The sequence below is a fragment of the Flavobacterium sp. KACC 22761 genome, assembly GCF_034058155.1.
GTDB lineage: Bacteria > Bacteroidota > Bacteroidia > Flavobacteriales > Flavobacteriaceae > Flavobacterium.
The window spans coordinates 361896-388517 of the sequence record NZ_CP139148.1 but is presented as its reverse complement, the minus strand read 5'-3'; the positions used below and the strand labels follow the sequence as shown (position 1 = coordinate 388517).

At 31.2% G+C, this 26622-nt stretch carries 24 protein-coding genes and 1 pseudogene; 17 read left to right on the top strand and 8 right to left on the bottom strand.

Translation table 11 applies throughout. The features are described from left to right. Nucleotides 1–32 precede the first annotated feature (32 nt). From SCB73_RS01655 to SCB73_RS01635, 5 genes and pseudogenes are all read right to left on the bottom strand, one after another. Nucleotides 33–824: an O-methyltransferase gene (locus SCB73_RS01655; RefSeq protein ID WP_320568452.1), complete on the bottom strand. Its 792-nt coding sequence runs from the start codon at nt 822–824 to the stop codon at nt 33–35. 30 nt (nt 825–854) lie between these two features. Next, entirely contained in the window at nt 855–1331 is a 477-nt protein-coding gene (locus SCB73_RS01650; RefSeq protein ID WP_320568451.1) for an FKBP-type peptidyl-prolyl cis-trans isomerase, read from the bottom strand. Nucleotides 1332–1435: 104 nt separating this feature from the next. Continuing rightward, nucleotides 1436–1801, bottom strand: a pseudogene (locus SCB73_RS01645) (four helix bundle protein). A 95-nt stretch (nt 1802–1896) separates the two neighbouring features. After that, a complete protein-coding gene (locus SCB73_RS01640) occupies nt 1897–3759 on the bottom strand; it encodes an ABC-F family ATP-binding cassette domain-containing protein (RefSeq protein WP_320568450.1) in 1863 nt (620 codons plus the stop codon). 49 nt (nt 3760–3808) lie between these two features. Next, nucleotides 3809–4774 (bottom strand): T9SS C-terminal target domain-containing protein, encoded by a 966-nt coding sequence (locus tag SCB73_RS01635; protein ID WP_320568449.1) that lies wholly within the window; start codon nt 4772–4774, stop codon nt 3809–3811. 448 nt (nt 4775–5222) lie between these two features. Here SCB73_RS01635 and SCB73_RS01630 point away from each other — a divergent pair, with 448 nt between their 5' ends. The 15 genes from SCB73_RS01630 (at nt 5223) to SCB73_RS01560 (ending at nt 22095) form a co-directional block, all read left to right on the top strand. Further along, a complete protein-coding gene (locus tag SCB73_RS01630; RefSeq protein WP_320568448.1) occupies nt 5223–5648 on the top strand; it encodes an adenylyltransferase/cytidyltransferase family protein in 426 nt (141 codons plus the stop codon). 13 nt (nt 5649–5661) lie between these two features. Then, the gene (locus tag SCB73_RS01625; RefSeq protein WP_320568447.1) at nt 5662–6612 is read left to right on the top strand and encodes a GDP-L-fucose synthase family protein; all 951 of its coding nucleotides are present in this window, start codon (nt 5662–5664) and stop codon (nt 6610–6612) included. Nucleotides 6613–6688: 76 nt separating this feature from the next. Continuing rightward, nucleotides 6689–7771 carry a GDP-mannose 4,6-dehydratase gene (gmd, locus tag SCB73_RS01620; RefSeq protein ID WP_320568446.1) on the top strand — a complete coding sequence of 361 codons (1083 nt, stop codon included), beginning with the start codon at nt 6689–6691 and terminating at the stop codon, nt 7769–7771. A gap of 45 nt (nt 7772–7816) precedes the next feature. Continuing rightward, entirely contained in the window at nt 7817–9181 is a 1365-nt protein-coding gene (locus SCB73_RS01615; RefSeq protein ID WP_320568445.1) for a lipopolysaccharide biosynthesis protein, read from the top strand. Nucleotides 9182–9188: 7 nt separating this feature from the next. Continuing rightward, a complete protein-coding gene (locus SCB73_RS01610; RefSeq protein WP_320568444.1) occupies nt 9189–10457 on the top strand; it encodes a glycosyltransferase family 4 protein in 1269 nt (422 codons plus the stop codon). A 1-nt stretch (nt 10458) separates the two neighbouring features. Further along, a complete protein-coding gene (locus tag SCB73_RS01605; RefSeq protein WP_320568443.1) occupies nt 10459–11079 on the top strand; it encodes an acyltransferase in 621 nt (206 codons plus the stop codon). After that, nucleotides 11076–12296, top strand: coding sequence for a hypothetical protein (locus tag SCB73_RS01600; protein ID WP_320568442.1), 1221 nt, complete (start codon nt 11076–11078; stop codon nt 12294–12296). Before SCB73_RS01605 ends, SCB73_RS01600 begins: the two co-directional genes overlap by 4 nt. Before the next feature lie 78 nt (nt 12297–12374). Next, entirely contained in the window at nt 12375–13226 is an 852-nt protein-coding gene (locus tag SCB73_RS01595; protein WP_320568441.1) for a glycosyltransferase family 2 protein, read from the top strand. A 2-nt stretch (nt 13227–13228) separates the two neighbouring features. Next, nucleotides 13229–14134, top strand: a complete 906-nt coding sequence (locus SCB73_RS01590) for a glycosyltransferase family protein (RefSeq protein ID WP_320568440.1) — start codon at nt 13229–13231, stop codon at nt 14132–14134. Continuing rightward, nucleotides 14131–15297 (top strand): glycosyltransferase family 4 protein, encoded by a 1167-nt coding sequence (locus SCB73_RS01585; RefSeq protein WP_320568439.1) that lies wholly within the window; start codon nt 14131–14133, stop codon nt 15295–15297. Before SCB73_RS01590 ends, SCB73_RS01585 begins: the two co-directional genes overlap by 4 nt. A 22-nt stretch (nt 15298–15319) precedes the next feature. Further along, nucleotides 15320–16510, top strand: a complete 1191-nt coding sequence (locus SCB73_RS01580) for a hypothetical protein (protein WP_320568438.1) — start codon at nt 15320–15322, stop codon at nt 16508–16510. Between the two features lie 88 nt (nt 16511–16598). Beyond that, nucleotides 16599–17363, top strand: a complete 765-nt coding sequence (locus SCB73_RS01575; RefSeq protein ID WP_320568437.1) for a WecB/TagA/CpsF family glycosyltransferase — start codon at nt 16599–16601, stop codon at nt 17361–17363. A 16-nt stretch (nt 17364–17379) separates the two neighbouring features. Further along, a complete protein-coding gene (locus tag SCB73_RS01570; protein WP_320568436.1) occupies nt 17380–18798 on the top strand; it encodes an undecaprenyl-phosphate glucose phosphotransferase in 1419 nt (472 codons plus the stop codon). 149 nt (nt 18799–18947) lie between these two features. Continuing rightward, on the top strand, nt 18948–19694 hold the full coding sequence (locus SCB73_RS01565; protein ID WP_320568435.1) for a polysaccharide biosynthesis/export family protein: 747 nt from the start codon (nt 18948–18950) through the stop codon (nt 19692–19694). A 13-nt stretch (nt 19695–19707) separates the two neighbouring features. Next, nucleotides 19708–22095 (top strand): GumC family protein, encoded by a 2388-nt coding sequence (locus tag SCB73_RS01560; RefSeq protein ID WP_320568434.1) that lies wholly within the window; start codon nt 19708–19710, stop codon nt 22093–22095. Between the two features lie 70 nt (nt 22096–22165). Here SCB73_RS01560 and SCB73_RS01555 read toward each other — a convergent pair whose 3' ends face one another. After that, a complete protein-coding gene (locus SCB73_RS01555; RefSeq protein ID WP_320568433.1) occupies nt 22166–22909 on the bottom strand; it encodes a tyrosine-protein phosphatase in 744 nt (247 codons plus the stop codon). A 139-nt stretch (nt 22910–23048) separates the two neighbouring features. On the opposite strand from SCB73_RS01555, the gene SCB73_RS01550 reads away from it, so the two are divergent. Next, nucleotides 23049–24239 carry a DUF5009 domain-containing protein gene (locus SCB73_RS01550; RefSeq protein ID WP_320568432.1) on the top strand — a complete coding sequence of 397 codons (1191 nt, stop codon included), beginning with the start codon at nt 23049–23051 and terminating at the stop codon, nt 24237–24239. A 54-nt stretch (nt 24240–24293) separates the two neighbouring features. Here the strand turns inward: SCB73_RS01550 and SCB73_RS01545 are convergent, their stop codons facing one another. Together SCB73_RS01545 and SCB73_RS01540 are read right to left on the bottom strand one after the other, a co-directional pair. After that, complete coding sequence (locus SCB73_RS01545) at nt 24294–24686, bottom strand: hypothetical protein (protein WP_320568431.1); 393 nt, start codon at nt 24684–24686, stop codon at nt 24294–24296. A 3-nt stretch (nt 24687–24689) separates the two neighbouring features. Next, nucleotides 24690–25286 carry a hypothetical protein gene (locus SCB73_RS01540; protein WP_320568430.1) on the bottom strand — a complete coding sequence of 199 codons (597 nt, stop codon included), beginning with the start codon at nt 25284–25286 and terminating at the stop codon, nt 24690–24692. Nucleotides 25287–25431: 145 nt separating this feature from the next. Here SCB73_RS01540 and SCB73_RS01535 point away from each other — a divergent pair, with 145 nt between their 5' ends. Further along, nucleotides 25432–26613, top strand: coding sequence for a BamA/TamA family outer membrane protein (locus SCB73_RS01535; RefSeq protein ID WP_320568429.1), 1182 nt, complete (start codon nt 25432–25434; stop codon nt 26611–26613). Nucleotides 26614–26622: the final 9 nt, after the last annotated feature.

Below are 26622 nucleotides of genomic sequence, written 5' to 3'. Positions count from 1 at the left end.
AAAAAAGACAATCATTTCTGATTGTCTTTTTTTTATGCTCTTATTATAAAATGTTCTTTTGGCTGTTCGTGTCTAAAGAAAACAAATCCCCATTGAAAAGTATCAATTGTAACTTTTACTTTTGGATGATTTTTGATCATTTCCCAAGCTTCTTCCATATCTTCTGACCAATGAATATCATCAAAAATCCAAACCGAATCGTTGTTGATTGTTGGGAGCAAAAGCTCAAAATATTCTAAAGTTGCATTTTTAGAATGGTTTCCATCAAAATAAATTAAATCGTAAATAGAAGATTGAAGATTTTCTGAAATTAAAAAAGATTCAAATTCCGAAATTACACTTTCGACATTATTACAATCGAATTCATTCAATTGATTTTGGGCAATATTTGCTGTATTTGGACAACCTTCAATTGTAATTACTTTTCCTTTTGTTCCGAGGCTTTGGGATCCGAGGGCCAAAGCAGCAGTTGCTAATCCTAACGAAGTTCCAATTTCCAGAACATTTTTTGGTTGAAAATAATTCGCAACACGAAACAATAATTCAGCACGTTTTGATGAAATTCCAGCGGTTTTTGCAATTTTCGAAATTTGTCTTCGGTTTGATTTGAAGACTCTTGAGCCCGCGCCAAAATCTGTTACTTCAATGAAGTTTTGATTTTCTAAAAGCGATTTTCTATACTTTTCAAGTATGTTATATTCTGGTTTTAGCTTTTTATCATAAAAACACTTTGTCAATAAATTGAAAACAAATGGCGAATGCACCGCGTGTTCGTTTTTAGATTTCCAAAGGAATTTGAGATAAGATTTTATTTGAAAAAGCATTCTTGAATTTTTCAGTCGTTTTCTTGAAAATTATTTACTTACTGCAATTAATTTTACATCAAAAAGGAGTACTGATCCAGCTGGTATTCCAGGACGCGCATAGCTTCCGTACGCTAAATTCGAAGGAATAAGTAGAATGCCGCTTCCGCCTTCTTTAAAATAAGTAATTCCTTCAGTCCAGCCTTTAATTACTTCAGAAAGTGAAAATGTAATGCCGCTAGCATTACTTTGATCAAAGACATTTCCATTTGTAAAATATCCTTTGTAAGCCACAGTAACTTTAGAAGCTGCAGTTGGTTGCGCACCAGTACCAGGTTCGTTGATGATATAGTATAAACCTGTGCTGCTTTTTGTTGCAGTCAAATTATTTTTGGTTAGATAATCGGTGATTTCTTTATCATTTTCTGCAGAATAATCCTTTGGAGGAGTTGTGTCAATGTTTTTATCAGAGCTTGTACAAGAAATAAAAAGTGTTAATGTAAATAATGTGGCTAATAATTTTTTCATATGGTATTTATTTTAAACTTCGTAAATATAGGGAAATTAGTTTTAGTTATAGTTTTCAGTCGCAGTCGCAGTTTTCAGTCTTATGTTGGCTAAAAAAAAATTTTCTAAATACAACCAAATTTATGTGGATTGTTGATCATGTGGTTTATTAATCTTCCAATTTCAATACTTTTTACATTTAATTTTTCAAATGTTTCCTTACTAATATATTCGCATTTTAGCGAAAATTCGAGCCATGTATTTGTTTCAGAGTTTTCAGCATCACTATCTGTTAATTTGCTAATAAAGTGATTTGTATACCTTCTTTTTCGGTATGATTCTGCAATATTTGCAGATACGCTCCTTTATGATCGACGAATTTGATCGGTTAGAGAATATCTTTCTTCTTTAGGGATTTTTTTTGATATTTCGAAAATTTCCATTGCAAGCTCAAATGACTTTTTATAAGCTAATAATTCTTTGAAATCCATTTTTTGTTTTTCTACAAGAATAATAAAAAAGAAAGAAAAGTCTTAAATAAAATGTAAAAAACTGAAAACTGCGACTGAGACTGAAAACTTATGATCTATCCTTCAATTTTAGCAGAAAGCTCAAACCAACGTTCTTCTTTTGCCTCAATTTTATTTATGATATTTTGAAGTTCGTTTGCTTTTTTCTCGATATCAGCATCGGCAACTTTTCCGTCAGAGAATAATTGTTCGATTTTAGTTTTTTCAGCTTCAAGATCTTTAATCTCGCGTTCTATTTTCTGATATTCTTTTTGTTCGTTGAAGCTTAAATTTCCTGTCGGATTATTTTGTTTCCAATCTTTTTTTTCGGCTTTGTTTTCTTCTTTTTGAGCAACATCGGCGCTGTCTTCATAAGCGCGGAAATCAGAATAGTTTCCTGGGAAATTCTCAATTTCGCCTTGTCCTCTAAAAACAAATAAATGATCGACAATTTTGTCCATGAAATAACGGTCGTGCGAAACTACCAATAGACATCCAGGATAATCTAAAAGGAAACTTTCCAAAACATTCAAAGTCACGATATCCAAATCATTCGTTGGCTCATCGAGAATCAAAAAGTTTGGATTCTGAATCAAAACGGTACACAAATACAAACGTTTTAATTCTCCACCACTCAATTTTTCAACATAATCGTATTGTTTTTTGGCATCAAAAAGAAAACGCTCCAACAATTGTGAAGCCGAAATAATCTTTCCTTTTGCAAGCGGAATATATTCTCCATATTCCTTAATAATATCAATAACGCGCTGACCCGGCTTTGGGTTAATTCCGGATTGTGTATAATATCCAATTTTAATTGTGTCTCCTTTTACAACTCTTCCGCTATCTGGCGGAATTGTTCCTGTCAAAAGATTTAAGAAAGTCGATTTTCCAGTTCCGTTTTTACCGATAATCCCAATACGTTCTCCACGTTGAAAATCAAAACTGAAGTTGTCCAGAATAACGCGATCTTTGAATTTTTTAGAAAGTTTATGAAGCTCAATAATTTTGCTTCCCATTCTTTCCATATTAATTTCAAGCTCCACTTTGTTTTCTTTACGTCGACTTTGCGCTTTTTCTTTAATTACATAAAAATCATCCTGACGTGATTTAGATTTGGTCGTTCTCGCTTTTGGCTGGCGACGCATCCATTCTAATTCTTTTACAAATAAGTTTTTAGCTTTGTCAATACTCGAATTTTCAGAAGTTATTCTTTCTTCTTTTTTCTCTAAATAATAAGAGTAATTTCCTTTGTATTGGTATAATTTTCCGTTGTCTAATTCGATAATTTCGTTGCAGACACGCTCTAAAAAGAAACGGTCGTGTGTTACCATAAACAACGTAATATTTTCTTTGGCAAAATAACTTTCAAGCCATTCGATCATTTCAAGATCTAAATGGTTGGTTGGCTCATCCAAAATCAATAAATCGGGGCGATTGATTAATATGATAGCCAGAGAAAGACGTTTTTTCTGTCCTCCCGAAAGATTTTTTACTTTAAGTTTGAAATCTTCTAGTTTTAGTTTGAAGAGAATCTGTTTGTATTGTGTTTCGAAATCCCATGCATTGTGCTGATCCATAGCGTCGAAAGCTTTTTGGTAAGCTTCTTCGTCAGAGGGATTTTCTAATGCTTTTTCGTATGCTTCAATAACTTTTAGCGTTTCATTATCTGAAGCGAAAATGCTCTCTTCGATCGTCAATTCATCTTGCAGATTGTTGTCTTGAGAAAGAAATGCCATTCTGATTCCTTTTCTTAAAACAACTTGACCCGTATCTGGTTCGTCCAAACCATTAATGATACTCATGATAGTGGTTTTTCCCGAACCATTTTTTGCTATAAAAGCAATTTTTTGATCTTTGTTGATTCCAAAAGAAATGTTGTCAAAAAGGACTCTTTCACCAAATGACTTTGATATATTTTCTACAGATAAGTAATTCACAAGAATAAAATTTTTTGCAAAAGTAAACTATTATCTCCCGATTTGCGAATTATTTATGAATGTAGGAATTTAGAATTGAGCTTAAATCAAAATAATGAATTTGTGCCCGGACATTTATGATTGGCTTGCGGGTCAATGTTTCATTTGTCAGATAATAGTGAATTCCGTCTTTTGTTGCAATTCCTTCAATTTGATGAAAAGAAAGTTGAATATCGATTCGGCGTTTGTTTCCCGAATCGAAATCATGGTTTTTGAAATCATAGAGCAAATACAAAAAAGGTTTTCCGAGTTTGGAATAGCCACAAAGCGCAACCAGTTTTTTTGATTCCAAATAAGTGGCGCCGGTGACCAAGCCTTTGGTGTCGATTGTTTGTTTTAATTGCGCAATATGATTTCCGGGTTGATTTGGTAAAACATAAATACTTGTTTTAGATAATTTCCATTGCTTAGTAAACAGATAAATGCTGTCTTTAGTTACTATAAAAGCTTCACAGTCAAAATTAGTTGTGTTGGGCTTTTGAGGAGAAAAGTCAGTTTGATCTGAATATTTAAAGGAAATAGTTTCTGTAGTTGGTTTTCCAATAAGGAAATCTGTTTTATTGATTTTTAAAATGTTTAAATCAATTCTATTTCCAGAAAGGTTGTTTCCAAAATCGCCTATGTAAATATGGGAGCTGTCTTGTGAAATTTCTTCCCAGTCGTGATTGATGACTTTGTCCATAATGACTTTTTTTTTGATGTTTCCTAAAGTGTCTAGTCCGTAAATGGTTTTGTCATGATCGTCATTGTGCGTCCAAAGTAACTCTTTAAAAGCAATCAACCCAGAAGTTTCTCTAATGCTGTCATTAAGCTTTACTGAATATTTTGGTCTGAGTTTTAAATTTTCATATTGGCAGTTGCCATTATTTTCAACAGCATTTGGATCGTAATTTTTGGCAAGCGAATCAGTGCAACCAAATGATTGTGAATAAGCCGAATTAAATATTAAAAATAAAAAGAAAGCTAGATTTTTCATGTATAAACTTTTCTCTCAATGAGATAGGCAAAAGTAATTTTAATTATTAAGAATTGGATTTGAAATTATTCACTAAAATGTTTTTAGAGATACAATTTTTTAACAATTAAGCTGTTATTTCTAATTGTAAAAATAAGCCCAAGAAGTATTAAAATAAGACATTTCTTTCTTTGTCTGTTTCGATATTCATTTTAGAAATGTATTTTTGCAAAAATATTAGAGGGCTATTCTTATGTTTTTTATTTTATATTGTTGATATGTAGTGTTTTATAGTTTGTAATGATTTTTTTTACGGCTTTACGGAAGTATCATTTTATAAAAAAAACTTAAAATTTGTCAATATATTTGCCGCTAATGTAAATTTTTCTGCTTTCAAATTTTGGGAGTTGGAAGGGCGAAGCCGTGTGTTGTGGTCAGATAAAAAATACGAATAATTATTTTGAAAAATATGAAAATAGGTATCACTTTCAGTGCATTTGATCTTTTGCACGCAGGGCATATTACAATGTTGGAAGAAGCAAAGCGTCAGTGTGATTATTTGATTTGTGCTTTGCAAACAGATCCTACTTTAGATCGTCCTGAAAAAAATAAGCCAACACAAACAGTAGTTGAGCGTTATATACAGCTAAAAGGGTGCAAATTTGTAGATGAAATTGTTCCTTATGCTACAGAACAGGATTTAGAAGATATTCTCCGTTCATTCAAGATTGATGTACGCATTTTGGGTGATGAATATAAAGATAAAAACTTTACAGGACGAGCATATTGTGAAGAGAAGGGGATCGAGTTATATTTTAACAAGAGAGATCATCGTTTTTCTAGTAGTGGACTTAGAAAAGTTGTTGCTGAGAAAGAATTAAAAAGAGTAATGTAAAAAAAATACATTGATGGACAAAAAGAGTAAGATCTATATAGCAGGACATAACGGAATGGTTGGCAGTGCTATTTGGAGAACATTATCAGCTCAAGGATTTAATAATTTAATAGGAATGTCTAGTAAAGAATTAGATCTTAGAAATCAACAAAAGGTTGCTGATTTTATTGAAAAAGAAAGACCAGATGTAATTATTGATGCAGCAGCACGAGTGGGAGGAATACTTGCAAATAATGATTATCCATATCAATTTATTATGGAAAACATGCAAATTCAAAATAATTTAATTGATGCTGCATTGCAGAATAATGTTGAGAAATTTATTTTTCTTGGTAGTTCTTGCATTTATCCAAAATTAGCTCCACAACCTTTAAAGGAAGATTATTTATTGACGGATACTCTTGAGCCGACAAACGAATGGTATGCAATTGCAAAAATTACAGGAGTAAAAGCATGTCAAGCAATTAGAAAGCAGTTCGGTAAGGATTATGTAAGCCTTATGCCTACAAATTTGTATGGGACGTATGATAATTTTGATTTAAATACATCGCATGTTCTGCCAGCAATGATTCGAAAGTTTCATGAGGCAAAAGAAAACAATAATGCTCCTGTAACACTATGGGGAAGTGGAACGCCAATGCGTGAATTTCTATTTGTTGACGATATGGCAAAAGCCGTAGTTTTTGCTTTACAGAATAAATTGCCGGACTATTTATATAATGTCGGGACGGGAGAGGATTTGACTATTAAAGAATTAGCTGAAACTATTCAGAAAATTACAGGACATACAGGAGAGATTATTTGGGATTCAAGTAAACCAGATGGTACTCCAAGAAAACTTATGGATGTTTCGAAAATGCACGAATTAGGGTGGAAACATCAAATTGAACTTCAAGAAGGAATTCAAAAAACGTATGACTGGTTTTTAGAAAATATCCAGAATTTTAAGCAAGTTAAATTATAATAAAGTATTTTACAAGGCTGGCTGATCAATATAATCAGTTTCTTGCCCTCTTAAAATAAATATAAATTCAAAACCAATGAGCACTAAGAAAGTAGCACTTATAACAGGAATAACAGGTCAAGACGGATCATATTTGGCAGAATTATTATTAGAAAAAGGATATGAAGTACATGGCGTTAAAAGACGTGCTTCTTCTTTTAATACCCAGCGAATAGATCATCTTTATCAAGATCAACATGAAGCACATATTCATTTTAAATTGCATTATGGTGATTTGACAGATTCGACTAATATTATTAGAATTATCCAAGAAGTACAACCTGATGAGATTTATAATTTAGGAGCGATGTCGCATGTAAAAGTGTCTTTTGATTCTCCAGAATATGTTGCGAATGTTGATGGGATTGGTACTTTAAGAATTTTGGAGGCTGTAAGGATTTTAGGTTTAGAGAAAAAAACAAGAATCTATCAAGCATCAACTTCGGAGCTTTATGGAGGAATGTCAGAAAATAAAAATGAAAGAGGTTTTTATGATGAAAACTCTCCATTTTATCCTCGTTCGCCATATGGAGCTGCAAAGATTTATGGTTTTTGGATAACAAAAAACTATAGAGAAGCTTATAATATGTTTGCATGTAATGGTATTTTATTTAATCACGAATCTCCTAGACGTGGTGAAACTTTTGTAACACGTAAAATTACTATGGCAACTGCAGCTATTGCAAAAGGAAAACAAGAGTGTCTTTATCTAGGAAATCTGAATTCTCAAAGAGATTGGGGGCATGCTAAAGATTATGTTGAAGCAATGTGGAGAATTTTACAGCAAGAAATTCCTGAAGATTATGTTATTGCAACTGGAGTCACAACTTATATTAGAGATTTTGTAACGATGGCTTTTGCAGAAGTAGGAATGGAATTGACTTTTGAAGGAGAAAATGAAAATGAAGTTGCTAGAATTAAAGCTTGTAATAATCCTTTATATCAGTTAGAAATAGGAAAAGTAGTTGTACGCGTTGACCCAGAATATTATCGTCCTACTGAAGTAGACCTTTTAATTGGTGATCCTACAAAATCTAAAACTCAGTTAGGTTGGAAGCCTAATTATGATTTGAAGGCTTTAGTTAAAGAGATGGTTGAAAGTGATTTGAGGTTGGTTTAAAATAACAATTTTTATTTCCAGAAATTTTTAAATAAAATATTTTCATTGAGGAACAAAATTCACAAAGTTTACAATAAAGTAGGAATAAAAACTGAACGAACCAAAAATATTACAAAGCATGTAATAGTGTCGTTTCTTTATAAGGGAGGAAGTATCATATCTTCTTTTCTATTAGTCCCACTTACTATAAACTTTCTTGATGCTGAGAATTATGGTATTTGGCTTACATTAAGTTCTTTTATTGCATGGTTTTCTTTTTTCGATATTGGTTTAGGAAATGGTTTGCGAAATAAATTTGCAGAAGCGAAAGCAAAGGGGGATTTAATTGCAGCTAAAGCTTATGTTAGTTCTGCTTACTATACTATTGGAGCTGTTTGCGTTGCATTAATATTGCTTTTTATTACGTTGAATTTTTTTATAGATTGGTCTCGAGTTCTTAATACTAATCCACTCCTAGAAAAAAAGCTTGCGATTTTAATGCCTATCGTGTTCTCTTTTTTTTGTTTACAATTGGTGGCAAAACTTATAACTACGATATATACAGCTGATCAGCATCACTCCATGCAAGGAAAGGTTAGTTTTTTTACATCAGCGGGCTCTTTGTTGGCGATTTGGATTATGACAGAAACTGCAGAAAGCTCCTTATTGCATTTTGGAATAATTTTTTCAGCTCTTCCTGGACTTTTATTAGTTGGAATTAATTTATTTGCATTTTCAACTACATATAAAGACTATAGACCTTCATATAAATTTTGGAAAAAGAAATATTTGAAGGATATATTTGGATTAGGTTTTATGTTTTTTCTGGTGCAAATTTCCGGGATTATTTTGTATTCTACTGATAATATGATTATTTCAAATTTGTTTTCTCCAGCTGATGTAGTTCCATTTAATATTGCTTATAAATATTTTAGTATTGCTTCTATGGTTTTTGCCATTATAGCAAGCCCTTATTGGTCTAGTATTACTGAAGCATATACCAAGAATGACTTTGAATGGATTAAAAATTCTATGAAGAACTTCAATAAAATTGCAATGGTTTTTATTGTCCTTATTCTAATAATGATACTTTTCTCTAATGTTATTTATGATTTATGGGTTGGATCAAAAGTGCATGTGAATTATTTATTAAGTTTATTAATAGGGGTCTTTATAATGGCATCAATTTTTGTGACACCTTATACTATTTTTTTAAATGGTATAGGTAAAGTGAAAATTCAAGCTTTACAAAGCATAATTTGTTGCTTAATAAATATACCATTGTCAATATATTTTGCTAGAAATTTAGAAATGGGAACCTCAGGTATCATATTTGCAACAATAGTATGTTTTATTCCTAGTGTGATTTTAGCTCCTTTACAATATTTTAAAATTATTAATAATACTGCCACAGGTTTGTGGATTAAATAGCGAGATAATGAAAGTTCTTTGGTTTAGTAATACTTCATCACTCTATGATCAAGGCAAACATTCTTATAATGGTGGTGGTTGGATTGAATCACTAGAAGAATTAATATCAGAGCGAAATGATATTGATTTGGCTATATCGTTTTTTCATAATTTAGGTTTTCAAAAGGAAAAAAAAGGTAATACAACATATTATCCAATTTTAAAAAAAGCACGTAAAAAAACGCCGATAAGAACAATAATTAATGGTTTTCAAGGTAAAATAGAATCTGAAAATAAAGTTATTCCATCTTTATTGAGAGTGATTGAAGATTTTAAGCCTGATATCATACAGGTATTTGGAACAGAAGGTGTGTTTGCATCGATTCAAAAATATACAGATATACCTGTTGTCATACATTTACAAGGGTTAATAATTCCATATCTTAATGCATATTTTCCTCCCAATCAAAGTTATTGGAATTTTATTTTGAGCAAAAAATTTATCTTTAAAAATATAACAGGAAGTGGTGTTTATGCTTCATATATGAGATTTAAAAATCAAGCAATCCGAGAAAAATCTCATCTAGAGAATGCAAAATATCTTATGGGGCGAACAGATTGGGATTGTTCAATTTCAAAGATTTATTCTCCTGATTCACAATACTTTCATATCGAAGAGGTTTTGCGCCCATTATTTTATAATAATTTTAAAAAAGAATATAAGTTAAATAGTACTATAAAAATTGTTTCGACTCTGTCAGAAACAGTCTACAAAGGTATTGATGTTATATTAAAATGTGCTAAATTATTGAAAGAGCAAACTTCAATTGATTTTGTATGGCAAGTTGTTGGGCTTGATAGAAAAAATAGCTTGTTAAATCATTTTATTAAAGAAAATAATGTCAAGCCAGAAGAATTTAATATTGAATTTGTCGGAAAAAAAAATCCAAAAGATTTGATTTTAATTTTGGAGAAAACAGATTTATTTATTCATCCTTCTTATATAGATAATAGTCCAAATAGTATTTGTGAAGCACAAATAGTTGGGATTCCTGTGATTGCCTGTAATGTTGGAGGATTATCAACACTAATTGAAAATTATAAAACTGGGATTTTAGTTCCTTCTAACGGGGTATTTGAAATTGTATCTGCAATAATAGATTATAATAGGAATCCGGAAGTATATTTTAATATTGGAAGAAATAGTAAAGAAATAGCCTGTAAAAGGCACGATAAAAAAAATATCGTTTCCAGTTTGATTTCATCATATTCGCAAGTAATTAAAATTTGTAACTAAAATGCAATTATTTTTCATCGGGTTATTAAAAATTTTAAGAAGAGCAAGATTAAAAATATTGCGACCTTTTGATCAAATACGAACTTACCTAATTTTGTATTCTAATGGTGTAAAATTTCAGAATTTTAAAAGTCATGGTTTGCCAAAAGTAGTTGTTAGCCTTGGAGGTAAATGTTCTATTGGTGCCAATTTTAAGATTAATAACCATGAATTATCTAATCCTATAGGTCGTTTTCATCCATGCAGTATATTTGTTGGAAAAAAAGCTGAACTTATAATTGGCAAAAATGTTGGCATGAGTTCTACAGCAATAGTTTGCCATGAAAAAATTGAAATAGGTGACAATGTAAATTTGGGTGGTAATGTTGTAATCTATGATACAGATTTTCATAGTTTAAATTCGCAAGACCGTCTAGATCCAATGACGGATGTAATCAAAACTAAAACAAAAGCTGTTAAAATTTGTAATAATGTTTTTATTGGAGCACATTCAACAATATTAAAAGGTGTTGTTATAGGTGATAACTCAATTATTGGCGCGTGTTCAGTTGTGACTAAAAATATTCCTGAAAATGAAATTTGGGCTGGAAATCCGGCAAATTTCATTCGCAAATTGTCATGAAAGAAAAAAAGGCATACTCATTAGTTTTATTACTTCTTTTTTTCAGTGGTAATCCATTGATGACATTTCTTTTTGGAAAGTTCACAATGGTTTTTGCTCTTGCATTAACTTTTTTACTGATTCATAAAAGTATTAAATTAGATAAACAGTTTTATAAATTGTTTAGACTAATTGTCTTAGGTGTTTTTTTACTTAGTTTATTTCAATTTTTAGAATTGAATTCAATTTCTTTTTTAGGAACAATCAATTTAATTGCTAAATTTTTATTAGGAGGAATTATCATCTATAGTATGAAAAACAAATTCACTTGGATTTTTTTTAAAGTACTTTCTGATTTGTCAGTTCTGTCATTAATTTTTTACTTGCTTATTAATATATTTGAAGTTAATTTACCTTACATAAGTCTTGGAGAAGAAATAAAATCTTATATTTTTTACGGTACTTCCTATGAAATTCATATGTTAAAGAATGCTGGTATGTTTTGGGAACCAGGTGCTCATGCAGGAGTATTAACTTTGTGTTTAGCACTTAATTTTAATAACTTAAGATTCTATTGGGCAAATTATAAAAATAGATTATTTGCAATTATATTAGCGTTATTAACAGCACAGAGTACAACAGGTTATTTAGTTGGTTTTATTATATTATTTTTTTCTTTCTTTTTGATAAATCGAAAAGCAATTGTTTTAATTCCAATTTTTGCAATTGCAGCTTTCTATTTTTATCAAACAACATCATTCCTAAGTGATAAAATAGAATCTCAATTTGAAGAATCTCAAAATCAAAGGATTGGTGAGGTTTCGAATTCACGATTTGGTTCGATTATTTTTGATTGGTATTACATTCAAAAACATCCTTTGATTGGGAATGGATTAGATGAAACAACTCGTTATGCCAACCATTCATACCTTTTTATTGGAGAAAAAGGAGATGTCATAGGTAGTGGAAATGGTTTCACAGGTACTATTGCTTCTTTGGGAATGCTTTATATGCTGGGATATTTGTTTTTTATATGGAAAGCGGCTAGAGTTCAAAATAAAGTTTTTGCTATTCTTGTTTTAATAGTTGTTGTACTAAATCTCCAAGGGGAGCAATGGTTGAATTTTCCATTGTATTTGGGATTGCCATTTTTAGTATTAAGGACAAATGAGCTAAAAAGAACTAAAAAAAATATTTTTTTTAATAAAAATAATTTGCTTTTGTCAAGCAACTATTAATTAATTTACAAAGAATAACTAAGTTTAAGTATCTATAAAACACCTAAGCTTTTATTATTAAAATTATTTGTATAGATAATGTTTTATATACCAACTATTGCAGTTCTTCTTACGTGTCATAATCGTAAAGACAAAACGATTAATTGTCTGCAGAATGTATATGCCCAAAAAGGCATAAATATTGATTTCAAATTTGATATATTTTTAGTTGATGATGGCTCTATAGATGGCACTAAATTGGCAATAACAACCAACTTCCCTGCTGTAAATATTATTGAAGGAAATGGTAATTTATATTGGAATCAAGGAATGCGTTTGGCTTGGAAAACTGCTTTTGAAACAAAAGAATTTGATTTTTATTTTTGGTTAAATGATGATACTATTTTAGATGAAAATGCATTATTAAATTTAATTAAAACTTATAAAGTCGCTGTAGAAGTCGAAAAGAAAGATGTAATATTAACGTCTGCATGTAGAATTGCGGCAGATAAAAATATTTTTTCATATGGTGGAAGAACCGATGACGGTCCAGTAATACCCAACGGAAATTTACAAAGATGTAAATATATAAATGGGAATGCTGTACTTGTTCCTAAAAAAGTTTACGAAGAATTGGGTAACTTATCTAATGATTATACTCATGGAATGGGTGATTTTGATTATGGATTACGTGCGTTAAAATCGGGCTTCGGCTGTTATACTACAAATGATTTTATCGCAACCTGTCCACCTAATGAGGGGATTCCTGGTTGGTGTAATCCGACTTTTTCGATAAGAAAACGATGGGAATTATTTCATTCACCGAGGGGCTTAAATATTAAAGAGTATATAAAATTTAGAAATAAATTTTGGGGAATCAGATGGATTGTTTTTGCGATTAAAGCATACGCAAAAATGATTAGTCCAAAATTGTATAAAAAAATCTCATAGGAATGACGGAATTAGCACCTGTTGTACTTTTTACTTATAAGCGAATTGATACTTTAAAGAAAACAGTAGAAGCTTTAAAAAAAAATAAACTTGCAATTAAAACTGATTTATTTGTTTTTTCAGATGCAGCAAAAAATGAAAATGATAAAGAGGCGGTTGACAATGTAAGAAGCTATATTCGTTCAATTAATGGTTTTAAAACAATTAAGATAAAAGAATCTTTATTGAATAAAGGGTTAGCATGTTCTATAATTGAAGGAGTTAGCGAAGTTTTAGCTCATCATAAAAAAGTTATTGTTCTAGAAGATGATTTGGTTAGTAGCGCCAATTTCTTAAATTATATGAACGCAGCATTAGAATTTTATAATGCTAAAAAGAAAGTTTTTTCAATTACGGGATTTAGTATACCAATAAAAAAACATTCTCAAACAGGAGATATTTATTTTACTTTGCGTTCTTCCAGTTGGGGATGGGCGACATGGAATGATCGATGGTCAGATATTGATTGGGAAGTTAAGGATTATAATGAATTTAAACATGACAAGGAAAATAGAAAACGATTCAGCAAAATGGGATCCGACATGGCTAATATGTTAGATCGACAAATGAATGGTGAAATAAATTCTTGGGCTATCAGATGGTGTTATTATCAATTTAAAAATAATTTATTTTCAGTCCACCCATTAGTATCGAAAGTTGAAAATGTTGGATTCAATTCACAAGATGCAAGTAATACAAAAGAGAAATATAATCGTTATAGAACGATATTAGATGATGGAGAAAAGACCAACTTTAAGTTTACAAATGATATTAGTTTGAATCCAAAAATAATTTCACAATTTGTTAAACCATTTTCTATCGTAACTAGAATAAAATATAAATTAATTCATTTTTTATTTAAAAGTTGAAAATTCTTATTCTTCATTCAAAATACCGACTTCAAGGCGGTGAAGATGTTGTGGTAAATCAGGAATTGGAATTGTTGAGGAACTATTATGAAGTTGAGGTTTTGTATTTTCAAAATCATGGTGGGTGGAAAGGTGCTTTGCAATTTTTGGGTTCAATTTGGAACATGTTTTCTTGTAGAAAATTAAAACAAAAAATTGAAGAATTTAAGCCAGATGTAGTTCATGTGCATAACTGGCATTTTGCTACAGGACCGTTAATTTTTAGAAAAATTCATAATTTAAGGATTCCGATAGTGCATACTGTTCATAATTATCGTTTACTATGTCCTTCTGCCATTCTTTTGCATAAAGGAAAATTGTTTAATGATAGTTTGTATAGGTCATTTCCATGGAAGGCAATTCAAAATAAGGTTTATCGTTCATCATGGTTGCAAACATTTTGGCTTGCTTTTATTGTTTGGTTTCATAAAAAAATTAGGACTTGGGAAAAAATCGATACTTATGTCTGTTTAACATCTTTTGCAATTGATGTTTTTCAACAATCAAAGTTTGGAGTATCAAGAGAAAAATTTACAGTAAAGCCAAATTTTATTTCTATTTCTTGCCAAGAAGAGGTGAAAAGATCAAACCATTTCTTATTCATTGGTAGATTATCTGAAGAAAAAGGTATTGAAATATTGTTGAGCGCTTTTAAAGAATTGCCATTTACATTAAAAATTGCGGGAGACGGCCCACTAAGAGAGCAAGTATTAAGTTCAATTCAACAATTTCCAAATATTATCTATCTAGGTAATTTATCTAAAAAAGAAGTTGTAAATGAATTGAAGGAAGCGCAGGCTCTAATCGTCCCATCCATTTGTTATGAGGGAATGCCAATGACAATATTAGAAGCTTTTTCAGTTGGAACTCCAGTTGTAACTTCGAATTTAGGAGCAATGACCTCTTTAATTTCAGATGAATCAAATGGTTATTTGTTTGAGCCCGGAAATAAAACGGCTTTAAAAGATGTTGTTTTAAAATTTGATGCTCTTTCGGAGTATGTTAAAAGTCAAATGAGTTTAAATGCTTTAAATAATTATAAAACCATGTATTCGCCTCAATTGCAGAAAGGGTATTTTGAAGATATTTATATTCCACTTGTAAAAAAAGAACACGTAAAATGATTGTCTACTAAAAAAAAACTGAATGGTAAAAAATTACATTTTCAAATCAATTATTTATAATATTTTATCAATGATTTTCTTGTTTTCTGTGCTTTTGATTTTAAGTAGCTGTGAAACAGGCACCGATGATTCAAAATTAATACAGGTTCCTGTGGTTGTAAAACCGTCAGATACTTTAGTAAATAAACCCATTATTCAAGGGCCATCAGTTGATTCTATCAAATCATTAGACTTACAAAGTATATCATTTAAGCCTTCTAACGTACCTTTAAGTTTTGGATCTACAGCTTTTGGAGATTTAATTACTGGAAGTACTGAACGAAATAAGATTTCACTAACAAATGCTGGATGGACACATCCGTCAGTCATGTATTTCGCTGAAGAATGGAATGGTTATCACTACTGGTGCGCCATTACTCCTTATCCTGGGAGTGACTCGCAATATGAAAATGCTCATATATTTTGTTCTAACGATGGAATTAACTGGAGCGAGCCAACTGGAAGTGTAAATCCAATAGAATATTCTCCAGTTGGAACAGCTTATAGCTCAGATGTGAATTTGATGTTTAAAGATGGATACTTATACTGTTATTGGAGAGACAATGGTATAGTTGTTAATGGCGCTTCGAGAAGGGCTCTTCTTTTTAAAAAGAGCTCGGATGGTGTCAATTGGACGCCCAAAGAAATAGTAGCAAGTTGGCCAACTACTGGAATTGATGTAATTGCGCCCTCAATATTGAGAGATCAGGATGCCTATTATTGTTATGGAGTATGTAATGGTGAAACTACTCCAGGAAGTTATTACACGCAATATGCAATACGTAGAACTGCTAGTGCGAGTGAACGTAAATTTATAATTGATAGAAATAAAGCCTATGAATTGATTAATATTTTGGGCAGACCTTGGGGGGAAAAACAAGAGCCTTGGCATATTGATGTTCAAAAAATGGGTAATGTCTGGCTGATGCTTGTTACGACAACCGATAATGGTCAATATGGTTCATCAGGACGCCTGTTTTTAGGGTATTCTTTTAATGGAACAGATTTCAATTTCGACAATAAACCAATTTGTAATTCAGTAGGGACTTACAAGAGTGCATTTGTACCAACTTATGATCGTCAGAACAAAAGAATTAAGTTCCAATTATGGAGAACACAGACTGCAAATAATTGGCAGGTTTTTTATGATGAATTTTTTGTGAGTATTAAATAAAATGATCAATTAATAACATTTGACATGTGTTAAAAGTTTTATGGATTTAGAATGACTGCTGAGCGTTTTGATGCAGATTAAAAATCCTATGAGCTTTTATATTTTTAAGATAATGACTGATTTTAATTCCTTCGTACCATTAATGGGGTATTCAATCTATAGCGGAAATCTTTTGGGATGTGTTACAGATAATAAGACCCTTATAAATACCATAAATCAATATTCATATTGTATTGCTGAGGAAGATGCGGCCTTTAAAAAGGCTTTGTTAGAGTCAGATATTTTATTGCCTGATGGTATTGGTATTGTTGTCGCTTCTAGATTATTAAATAATAAAAAAATAAAAAAAATTGCTGGAGCTGATATCCATCAACATCTTTTAAATGATTTGAATCAAAAAAAAGGGAAATGCTTTTATTTAGGTTCCTCTCAAAGTACATTAAATAAGATTGTCGAGCGCATTAAAAAAGAATTTCCTTATATCGAAATTGAAACTTTTTCGCCACCATATAAAAATGAATTTTCTGATTTAGATAATCAGGAGATGATAGAAAGGGTTAATTTTTTTAGACCTGATGTATTATTTGTTGGAATGACTGCACCTAAACAAGAAAAGTGGGCCTATGTACACAAAGATTTGCTTGACACAAAAGTAATTTGTTCTATAGGAGCTGTTTTTGATTTTTATGCGGGAACTGTCATCCGTCCAAATAAGCTTTGGATAAAATTAGGATTAGAATGGTTTGTTCGTTTAATAAAAGAACCCAAAAGAATGTGGAAAAGATATATTTACTATGGTCCAGTTTTTATCAAACTAGTTATTGAAAAAAAAATAGAAAATATTTTAAAATAGATATTGATCTAATTTTATGAAGATTTTACAACATTTATCTGAATATCGCTTTTCTCGTTATTTCAAACTTTTGTTTGTGATATGGGATATTGTATTATTAAATTTTGCTATTGTTTTTTCTGCAATACTTCGATTTGGAGTGTTAGATAAATTATTTTTAAAAGAAGTGCAAACAGTGTCATTATTGTCTAATTTAGTTTGGGTTGGTCTTTTGCTTTATAAGGATTCATTCAGATTAGTTAGAGTTGAGCCAATTGAGTTAATTCTTAAAAGAACCATAAAAAAGATAATTATCCATGCGGCGATTATTGCCGTTTTTGTCGTTTTTTTAAAATATGGAGATATATCAAGATTAAGATTGCTTTATTTTTATTGCTTTTTCTTTTGCTTGTTGATGATTTCGCGATATTTATCAATGAAGCTTTTGAAGTATATTAGAGCTAAAGGATATAACTTTAGAAGTTTTATTATTGTTGGAGCAAATGATGCAGGAGAGCGAATGCGTAAAATTTTGGCAAAAGATCTAACTTATGGTTATCGATTCATGGGTTTTTTTGATGAACAAGTAGATCCTTTCGCGTTTATTTCTCATCCAATTTTAGGAGGATTTGATCAAATTGAGGAATTTATAATTAATGAAGAAGTAGATGAAATGTATGTTGCTTTACATATTGATAACATTTCTGTAATCAATCAATTAGTGCAGATTTGTGAACAGCATATGGTACGAATTAAATTTATTCCAGATTTTCAACTATATACTAAATCAAATAAGGTTCAAATAACATTTTATGAAAACACACCTGTTTTAATGTTTCGACCAGAACCTTTAGAACTTGCTGTGAATCGATTTTTAAAAAAAATATTTGATATATGTTTTTCATCATTTGTTTTGTTGTTTATTTTTCCATGGTTATTTCCTATTATAATGCTTATTATTAAAATGGAATCTCCTGGGCCAGTGTTTTTCAAACAAGAACGTTCTGGCAGGGACAACAAATCATTCACGTGCTTAAAATTTCGAAGTATGCGACTCAATCGAGCCGCAGATAGCATACAGGCAAAAAAGGGAGATAGTCGTGTTACTAAATTTGGCGCCTTTATGCGAAAAACAAGTATTGATGAGCTTCCTCAATTTTTCAATGTTTTTTTTGGTGATATGTCTGTAGTTGGACCACGACCTCATATGGTTAATCATACTAAGCAATATAGCGAATTAATTAATAATTACTTAGTACGACAGTACGCAAAACCGGGAATTACAGGTTGGGCCCAAATTAACGGTTTTCGAGGTGAAACTAAAGAGTTAATTGATATGGAGAATAGAGTTGAATATGATATTTGGTACATCGAAAATTGGAATATATTATTAGATATTAAAATAATAATAAAAACCATTTTAAATGTATTTCGTGGTGAAGAAAATGCGTATTAAGTTTTTTTGAATGTCTAAGTCTTTATTATGATTCTGTCTTTGTGATAGGCGCTAGTTTTAATATTTTTTTAATACTTATATTTGTCCCGTAATTTGTAGATCTAATGAAATTGATTACTTCCTTTTTTGTAAAAACGTTTAGTTTTTTAATGCTTTTATTTTTATGTTTTTCTTGTGGTTCTAAAAAAGATGTTGTCTATTATCAAAATATTGATAAAATGAGCATGCCGCAAAATGCGAATTCTTATGAAGTTAAAATTCAGCCTGATGATTTGTTGATGATCATTGTTTCTGCTGAAGATCCTGAAGTTGCTATTCCTTTTAATTTAACAACAGTTGCTGTTGCAAATAGTGGAAGATTAGATAGTGCTACAGGACAGCAAACAGTTCAGTCTTATTTAGTCGACCGTGCAGGAATGATTAATTTTCCTGTTATTGGAAAACTACAAGTGGGAGGACTATCTCGTACAGAAGTTCTAACATTGTTACAGAGCAAAATCAGTATTTATATCAAAAATCCAATTATTAATTTACGTATAATGAATTTTAAAGTATCGTTGCAAGGTGAAGTAACATTACCAGGAACATATCCTATTGCTTCAGAACGCATTACTTTGATTGAAGCGCTTAGTATGGCAAAAGATTTGACAATTTATGGACGCAGAGATAATATTTTGGTTATCAGAGAAATTAATGGCGCAAAATCATATAATAGAGTTGATATTACAAAATCTGATTTTATTAATTCACCTTTTTATTATTTGGCTCAAAATGATGTAGTGTATGTTGAACCTAATCAGACAAAAGTTAATGCGTCTGTAGTTGGTCCTAATACTTCAGTAATTATTTCTGCGATTTCTATTCTAGTATCGCTTTCTGTCCTAATCTTTAAATAAAATTGAAATAAAAATGCAGAAGCAAGATTTTTATAATGATGTTATAGATGATGAAATCGAGGATGTTAATTTAAGAGAACAATTAGATAAATATTTAATTCATTGGCGTTGGTTTCTTTTAAGTGTTATTGTTGGTATGATTTTATCCTTTATATATTTACGATATACAACACCAAGCTATGAAGCTACAACATCTATCTTAGTTAAAGATGAAAAAAAAGGCGGTATGCTTTCAGAATTATCTGCTTTTGCTGATTTAGGCTTAGGCGGAAGCATGAAAAATAACGTTGATAATGAAATTGAAATTTTAAAATCAAGAACATTAGTTGAAAATACGATTAAAAAACTCAACTTAAATGTTGCTTTTTTTGTTGAGGGAAAAGTTGTTGACCGCGATGTATATGCGGAAAAACCAATTATAGCATATTTTTCAAATAAAACAATTTTATTTGACAAAATTAAAGCTGTTTTGAATTGCAAACTTTTAAATTCTACTACTTTTTTATTGGAAAACGAAACAGAAGAAAAGGAAAATTTTATTTTATCTACGAAAAATGAATTTAAATTTGGAGAAAAAATTGCTACTAAAATCGGTATATTAACTATTGAAAAAACTGCTTTTTACGCTAAAAATCATACTGGGAGATTTGAATCTATTCGTATTGTTATTAATCCGTTAGATGAATTGACAGAAAGTTTTAGGAAAAAGCTAAAAGTGGAGCCAATAAGCAAAACCAGTAGTGTTGTCAATATTTCAATTTCAGACCCTGTTGCTAAAAAAGCTGAAGATTTTTTAGACAATATGATTCAGATCTATAATGAGAATGCGGCAGAAGATAAAAATTATATTTCCGAGAATACATCTAAGTTTATTGCTAGTAGATTGGCTTTAATTGCTCAAGAATTAGATGGAGTTGAGCAGGATGTTGAAAGTTTCAAAAAGACAAACAAACTAACAGATATCGAATCTGAAGCGAAACTTTTTATCGAAGGTTCAACGGAGTATGATAAAAAAGGAGTTGAAACTGAAATTCAATTAAATGTTGTTTCTTCTTTGTTAGATTTTATTAAAAAGAGCACTAATTCTGATTTATTGCCGTCGAACATGATTTCTGACAATAATGATGCAAGTGGTTTGATTTCATCTTACAATCAATTAGTTTTAGATCGTAACAGAATTTTAAAATCGGCTACCGAAGAAAACCCTTCTGTTGTAAAATTGGATCAGCAAATTTCATCATTAAAATCAAATGTTGCAGCAAGCTTGAGACGTATGCAGGCTAATTTGCAGATTCAAAATCGTGATATTAAAAGTCAAGAAGGGATTTTAAACAATAAAATTGGTAAAATTCCAGTTCAAGAACGTCAATTTAGAGTAATCGCCAGACAGCAAAAAGTTAAGGAAGAATTATATCTATATTTGCTTCAAAAACGAGAAGAAACGGCAATTTCGTTATCTGCAACTGAACCTAATGCTCGTGTGATTGATGCTGCAAAAGCAGAGAAAGATCCAATCAGCCCAAAGAAAAAAATCATTTATTTGGCAGGAATGCTTTTGGGATTATTAGTTCCATTTGGAGTTATTTACGGGAATGACTTATTAGATACAAAAATCAAAAGTAAACTTGATTTGGAAGGAAAAACGCAAATTCCATTTATTGGAGATGTACCTACTTCAGATGATATTGCTGAATTAATCAAATCAGAAAGTAGAACTAGTTCAGCTGAAGCAATTCGTATTGTGAGAACTAACTTGGAGTTCATGCTTACAAAAGTTCCAGATGGAATTGCGAAAACAATTTTTGTGACATCAACTTTCCCTTCTGAAGGAAAAACTTTTATATCGGTTAATCTTGCGGCAACTTTTGCCTTGTCGGGACGACGCGTTTTATTGGTTGGTTCTGATATTCGAAATCCAAAATTTGGAGAATATATTAATGTGCCAGGTGTAGGTTTGACTAATTATTTGTCATCAACAGATAAAGATGTGCGAGATTATATCATCAAACATGAAGGATATAAAAACTTCTTTATTTTGCCTTCTGGTGTGATTCCGCCAAATCCAGCTGAGTTGTTGATGAGTAATAAAGTAGATCAGCTTTTTGAAGAACTTAAAAAAGAATACGATTACATAATTGTAGATACTGCTCCAGTTAGTTTGGTTACAGATACATTATTAATCGCTAAAAATGCTGATACATTTGTATATGTAATGCGTGCGAATGTTCTGGAAAAACGTATGCTGAATATTGCCAATACATTCTATAAAGAAAAGAAATTGCCTAATATGTGTATCGTACTTAATGATACCGACTCTACAAAAGGTTATGGCTATGGCTATGGTTATGGAGTTAGAGTGGAGAAAAAAGCGTGGTACAAAAGATTAATCTCTAAAAAATAAAGAAAGATTACGATAAAAAAACGGCTCAAGTAATTGAGCCGTTTTTTTATGCAATATTTTTAAGATTGGATTAAAACTTGAAGAATTGATTATTTGAAATAATGTCCTTTAGGCCTTTAATATTGTTATTGTCAATTTTTAACTTTTGATTGAAAGATGCGATATGATTATTATGATGCACATCTGTTCCAACAAAATCATACATTCCTTTTTTCAGAAGCTCGTCTGCTACTTTGGTGATTTCAGCGCCATAATATCCAACTGTCGCTAATAAATTAAGCTGAAATAGACAACCTGCTTTTTTTAATTTATCATATTCATTAAAATTTTTATGATAAAATAAATAGCGCTCAGGGTGTGCTAAAACCGGAATATAACCTGCAACTTGAAGATCAAAAAGAATTTTGTACAATTGAACAGGTGCATTCATGTACGACATTTCAACTAAAACATAATTGTCTTTCAATGTCAAAAGTTTTTCGTTTTGAAAATGGCTTTCAAACCAATCATCCATGAAATATTCTGCTGCAGCTTTAAAAGGCGTTTTAATATTTTCAGCTTCCAGCAAAATTTGAGTTTCTTGCTGTTTAGCAATAATTGCTTCAGGCGAATTATTCCAAATGTAATGACTAATATGCGGCGTAGCAATAAATTGAACAACACCCATTTCCTGAAAAGACTTTGCAAGTTTGCTTGTGTCAGCTATTGTTTTGGCACCATCATCAATTCCTGGCAATAAATGCGAATGAATGTCGACATAATTTCCAGCAAGAAGGTCCTTTAAGTACGGTTTTGATTTTAAGAATGATAACATGCTGCAAAAGTAAGTAAACTACCTTGTATTTTACATCATATCGGGTAAACTTTTTATTACAGACCTATTTAGAATTGAGATATGGTTTTCTATCTCAACTATTATTTTATATTTGTTTCTGATAATAATTTAGTGATTTATGAGAATTAAAGAGAATTTATATAACCAAAGAATTATTTCTATAGATGCTTTGCGAGGAATTACGATTTTTGTAATGATTTTTGTAAATGAGTTGGCGAGCATAAAAGATGTACCACAATGGATGAAGCATATGCCAGCCGATGCCGATGCAATGACTTTTGTAGATGTGGTGTTTCCAGCTTTTTTGTTTATTGTAGGAATGTCGATTCCATTTGCTTTCAATGCTAGATTATTAAAAGGAGATAGCCCAAAAACGATTTGGGCACATACTTTAAAAAGAGCATTAGCTTTGATAATCATTGGTGTTTTTATGGTCAATGCCGAGTATGGTTATGATGCCTCAAAAATGCTTATTTCTCCTGCCCTTTGGGGACTTTTGGCTTACGCAATGCCAATTCCAATTTGGAATAAATATTCTAAAGACTTGCCAGTTTGGTTGAAAAATACGCTTCAGTACGGAGGAATGCTCGTTTTAGTAGCTCTTTATTTTCTTTACATTCAAGACACAGGCGAAAGAGGTATGACGCCAAAATGGTGGGGAATTCTTGGCTTGATTGGTTGGGCGTATCTTTTTACTGTAGTTTATTATTGGTTGGTTTGTGGTCGATTGCTTGCTATGATTGCTTTTCTGGTTTTATGCGTTGTTTGCAATTCAATCAACCTGACAGAAGGATCAATTTTACAGCATTTGCCTTGGTTTAACTTTATTGCAGGACATTTGACGCATGCATCTTTAGTAACTGCGGGAGTAATAATTTCACTATTATTTTTTGATCGAAAAACACCAATCAAAATTAATTGGCCAGTTATCGGTTTTGCTATTTTGTTTTTTACTGTTGGATATTTGTTGAGACCTTATTTTGGAATTTCAAAAATTAAAGGAACACCTTCTTGGACTATGTTTTCGGCAGCTATTTGTACAATTCTATTTTATTTTTTGTACTGGCTTATGGAAGTTAAAAAACAGACTAAATGGAGCGATTTTTTTATGCCAGCCGCTGCGAATCCATTACTGATTTATATTTTGCCGGGCGTTATTTATTACTTCTGTAAAGTTCTTAATTTTCATATTATTCCAGGATATTTTCGTGTTGGAGTTCCCGGCATTATTTGGTCGTTAGTTTTCTCAACCATTATGTTGTTTGTAATGAAAATTTGCAACAAATATAAAATTCAGTTGCATTTGTGAGAAGGTTTCACGTTTCACGTTGTCACTTGGAACCTAAAAACTTAAAACAAATTCTCATCGAACTCTTCTAAATGCAATTGAACCTGTTCGGTTTTTATTGTCTTTAAAAGTCCCTTCAAGTTTGTTTCCGTCTTCAGATAAAACTAAAGTGTGGGTTCCTGCCGTCGCCCAGCCTTCAATTGGCAAAGTTACCTTGACGTTGTATGTAATTTTGTTTCCTGTTCTTTTTCCTGTGCCACTTTCTACAAATTTTTGGCCTTTCCATTCTAAATAATGCGTGAAAATAATCTTTCCGTTTTGTTCTGATATGATGGCAACAGTATTTTGAACGCCTGAATTAATATCTTCCCAAACTCCATTAATGTCAATTTTTGGAACAGATTTTTCTTGGCTGTAGCCAAGATTAAAGAAAAGTATGGAAATAATGAATAAAAGTCTTGTTTTCATATTTTAATTTTGAATTTGAACAGATTTGATTTCTAAAGATGCGCCCGTTACTGGGTTATAATTTACAAAATTGAACTTGCAAAGATTATGGATATTCAAAAGTTTTCCGTCAGGAAGACCGTCTTGCCTAAAGTTCGTCCACGGAATTTTTACCGTTATAAAATTTTTGGGAGACGGATCTAGATTAACTCTTGGATGCGAACCACCATGTACACAACCTGTTCCGTATTCGTTTCCTTCTCGCGCCTGAACTTTTATCAAATGAGAAGATTTATAGGTAATGCTGACAAATTTTGAATCTTCTGATATATTTGTAGGTTTTCCGTCGTTTGAATCAGAAGGCGTAATCATGACATTTAATTCAATTTCGCCTTTCGGACTTTCATTTGCAGTAACTTTTACAATGCCATTTTTTAGCCTGAGCTTATTTATTGTTTCTTGATTTTCAACTGCAGGCCCGGCGATGTACCAAGTAGAATTTTTGACAAGATCTAAAGCTAATTTTTGGTTGTTTTCTTTTGATGAAAAATCAAAGAGAAAGCAACAAGATATAATTAGTAAAAGAAATAACGGAATCGAGGCTTGTTTTTGATCTTTCATAGAAATAAATTATTTCAAGAGAATCAAAAATATCATTTTTTATGATAATTAGCTCTTTTCTTGGGTTTTATTATTTTCTAAAATAAACTTCTGTTTCGAATAAAATTTTAAATTTGTAATAAGTTGTTTCTGAAAGCCTTATACGATGAAAAATACGAAATGTCTGATTGTCTTGTTTTTCTTTTTTTTAATGCCGTTTTGTTATTCGCAAACTGATTCTATTCGGAATAATAAAAGAGATATTCTAGATGTTTTGTATAAACTTTTCCATAAAAATGATTCCGTACGAACTGGATTAGACAAAAAGATTGCTTTTTCCTTATTGCCAGTGCCTGTTAATGCTGATAAAAGTGCGGGATTAGTGATTTCCTTTTTAACGTCTTTTTATTTAGGAGATGAAAAAACGACCAATATGTCGCAAATTACATTTTCTCCATATTTCAGTTTTACCAATCAATATGTTTTTCCTATTCAATCCTATATTTACACAAGAGATAATCATTGGAATTTTATTGGAGATTATCGGTTTATGATTTATCCGCAAGACACTTATGGTTTGGGCGGAAATAATACAGATGATAAAATGTCGACTCTCGATTACCAGCAATGGCGTTTTTATCAATTTGCAACACGAAAGATAGTTGGGAATTACAGGGCGGGTCTTGGTTTGTTGTACGACAATTACCAGAATATTTCTGAAGAATCTTATATTGATGGCGAGACGGATTATTACAAATATATGAACGGCGATTTTTCTAACGAAACTTCTTTTGGAGTTGCGCTTCAAGGACTTTATGATTCTCGCGAAAACAACGTAAATCCTGAACAAGGTTTGTATGTTGAAGCCGATTTCAGAATAAATACTAGTGGCGTTGAAGGGAAAAAATGGAATTCAATTTATATAGACGCGAGAAAATATCATTCTTTCAGCAAAAAAAAACATAGTATCTTGGCCTATAGAGCTTTTTATTGGTCAACTTTTGGAGGGAAACCTCATTATTTAGATCTTCCAAGTATTGGCTGGGACCGCGAAGGAAAAACAGGAAGAGGTTTTACCCGAAATAGATTTCGAAGTAATGCACTTTTGTATTTTGAAGGAGAATATAGAATGGATATTTCAAGAAATGGATTTTGGGGAGCTGTATTTTTTACTAATATTTCTTCGGTTTCAAAGTTTGAAACTTATGATTTTTCAAAATGGAATCCCGCTGTCGGTACAGGGCTTCGTATTAAATGGAACAAAAAAAACAACAGTAATTTAGTATTGGATTACGGAATTAGTAAAAACGATTGGTCATTACGACTAGGTTTGTCTGAAAATTTCTAACTTCCCCAA

What these genes read in the sequence shown, in the direction of transcription:
- SCB73_RS01655 (WP_320568452.1), bottom strand. Translation starts at nt 824, where the DNA reads ATGCTTTTTCAAATAAAATCTTATCTCAAATTCCTTTGGAAATCTAAA.
- SCB73_RS01650 (WP_320568451.1), bottom strand. Translation starts at nt 1,331, where the DNA reads ATGAAAAAATTATTAGCCACATTATTTACATTAACACTTTTTATTTCT.
- SCB73_RS01635 (WP_320568449.1), bottom strand. Translation starts at nt 4,774, where the DNA reads ATGAAAAATCTAGCTTTCTTTTTATTTTTAATATTTAATTCGGCTTAT.
- SCB73_RS01630 (WP_320568448.1), top strand. Translation starts at nt 5,223, where the DNA reads ATGAAAATAGGTATCACTTTCAGTGCATTTGATCTTTTGCACGCAGGG.
- SCB73_RS01625 (WP_320568447.1), top strand. Translation starts at nt 5,662, where the DNA reads ATGGACAAAAAGAGTAAGATCTATATAGCAGGACATAACGGAATGGTT.
- gmd (WP_320568446.1), top strand. Translation starts at nt 6,689, where the DNA reads ATGAGCACTAAGAAAGTAGCACTTATAACAGGAATAACAGGTCAAGAC.
- SCB73_RS01610 (WP_320568444.1), top strand. Translation starts at nt 9,189, where the DNA reads ATGAAAGTTCTTTGGTTTAGTAATACTTCATCACTCTATGATCAAGGC.
- SCB73_RS01605 (WP_320568443.1), top strand. Translation starts at nt 10,459, where the DNA reads ATGCAATTATTTTTCATCGGGTTATTAAAAATTTTAAGAAGAGCAAGA.
- SCB73_RS01600 (WP_320568442.1), top strand. Translation starts at nt 11,076, where the DNA reads ATGAAAGAAAAAAAGGCATACTCATTAGTTTTATTACTTCTTTTTTTC.
- SCB73_RS01595 (WP_320568441.1), top strand. Translation starts at nt 12,375, where the DNA reads ATGTTTTATATACCAACTATTGCAGTTCTTCTTACGTGTCATAATCGT.
- SCB73_RS01590 (WP_320568440.1), top strand. Translation starts at nt 13,229, where the DNA reads ATGACGGAATTAGCACCTGTTGTACTTTTTACTTATAAGCGAATTGAT.
- SCB73_RS01580 (WP_320568438.1), top strand. Translation starts at nt 15,320, where the DNA reads ATGGTAAAAAATTACATTTTCAAATCAATTATTTATAATATTTTATCA.
- SCB73_RS01575 (WP_320568437.1), top strand. Translation starts at nt 16,599, where the DNA reads ATGAGCTTTTATATTTTTAAGATAATGACTGATTTTAATTCCTTCGTA.
- SCB73_RS01570 (WP_320568436.1), top strand. Translation starts at nt 17,380, where the DNA reads ATGAAGATTTTACAACATTTATCTGAATATCGCTTTTCTCGTTATTTC.
- SCB73_RS01565 (WP_320568435.1), top strand. Translation starts at nt 18,948, where the DNA reads ATGCTTTTATTTTTATGTTTTTCTTGTGGTTCTAAAAAAGATGTTGTC.
- SCB73_RS01560 (WP_320568434.1), top strand. Translation starts at nt 19,708, where the DNA reads ATGCAGAAGCAAGATTTTTATAATGATGTTATAGATGATGAAATCGAG.
- SCB73_RS01555 (WP_320568433.1), bottom strand. Translation starts at nt 22,909, where the DNA reads ATGTTATCATTCTTAAAATCAAAACCGTACTTAAAGGACCTTCTTGCT.
- SCB73_RS01550 (WP_320568432.1), top strand. Translation starts at nt 23,049, where the DNA reads ATGAGAATTAAAGAGAATTTATATAACCAAAGAATTATTTCTATAGAT.
- SCB73_RS01545 (WP_320568431.1), bottom strand. Translation starts at nt 24,686, where the DNA reads ATGAAAACAAGACTTTTATTCATTATTTCCATACTTTTCTTTAATCTT.
- SCB73_RS01540 (WP_320568430.1), bottom strand. Translation starts at nt 25,286, where the DNA reads ATGAAAGATCAAAAACAAGCCTCGATTCCGTTATTTCTTTTACTAATT.
- SCB73_RS01535 (WP_320568429.1), top strand. Translation starts at nt 25,432, where the DNA reads ATGAAAAATACGAAATGTCTGATTGTCTTGTTTTTCTTTTTTTTAATG.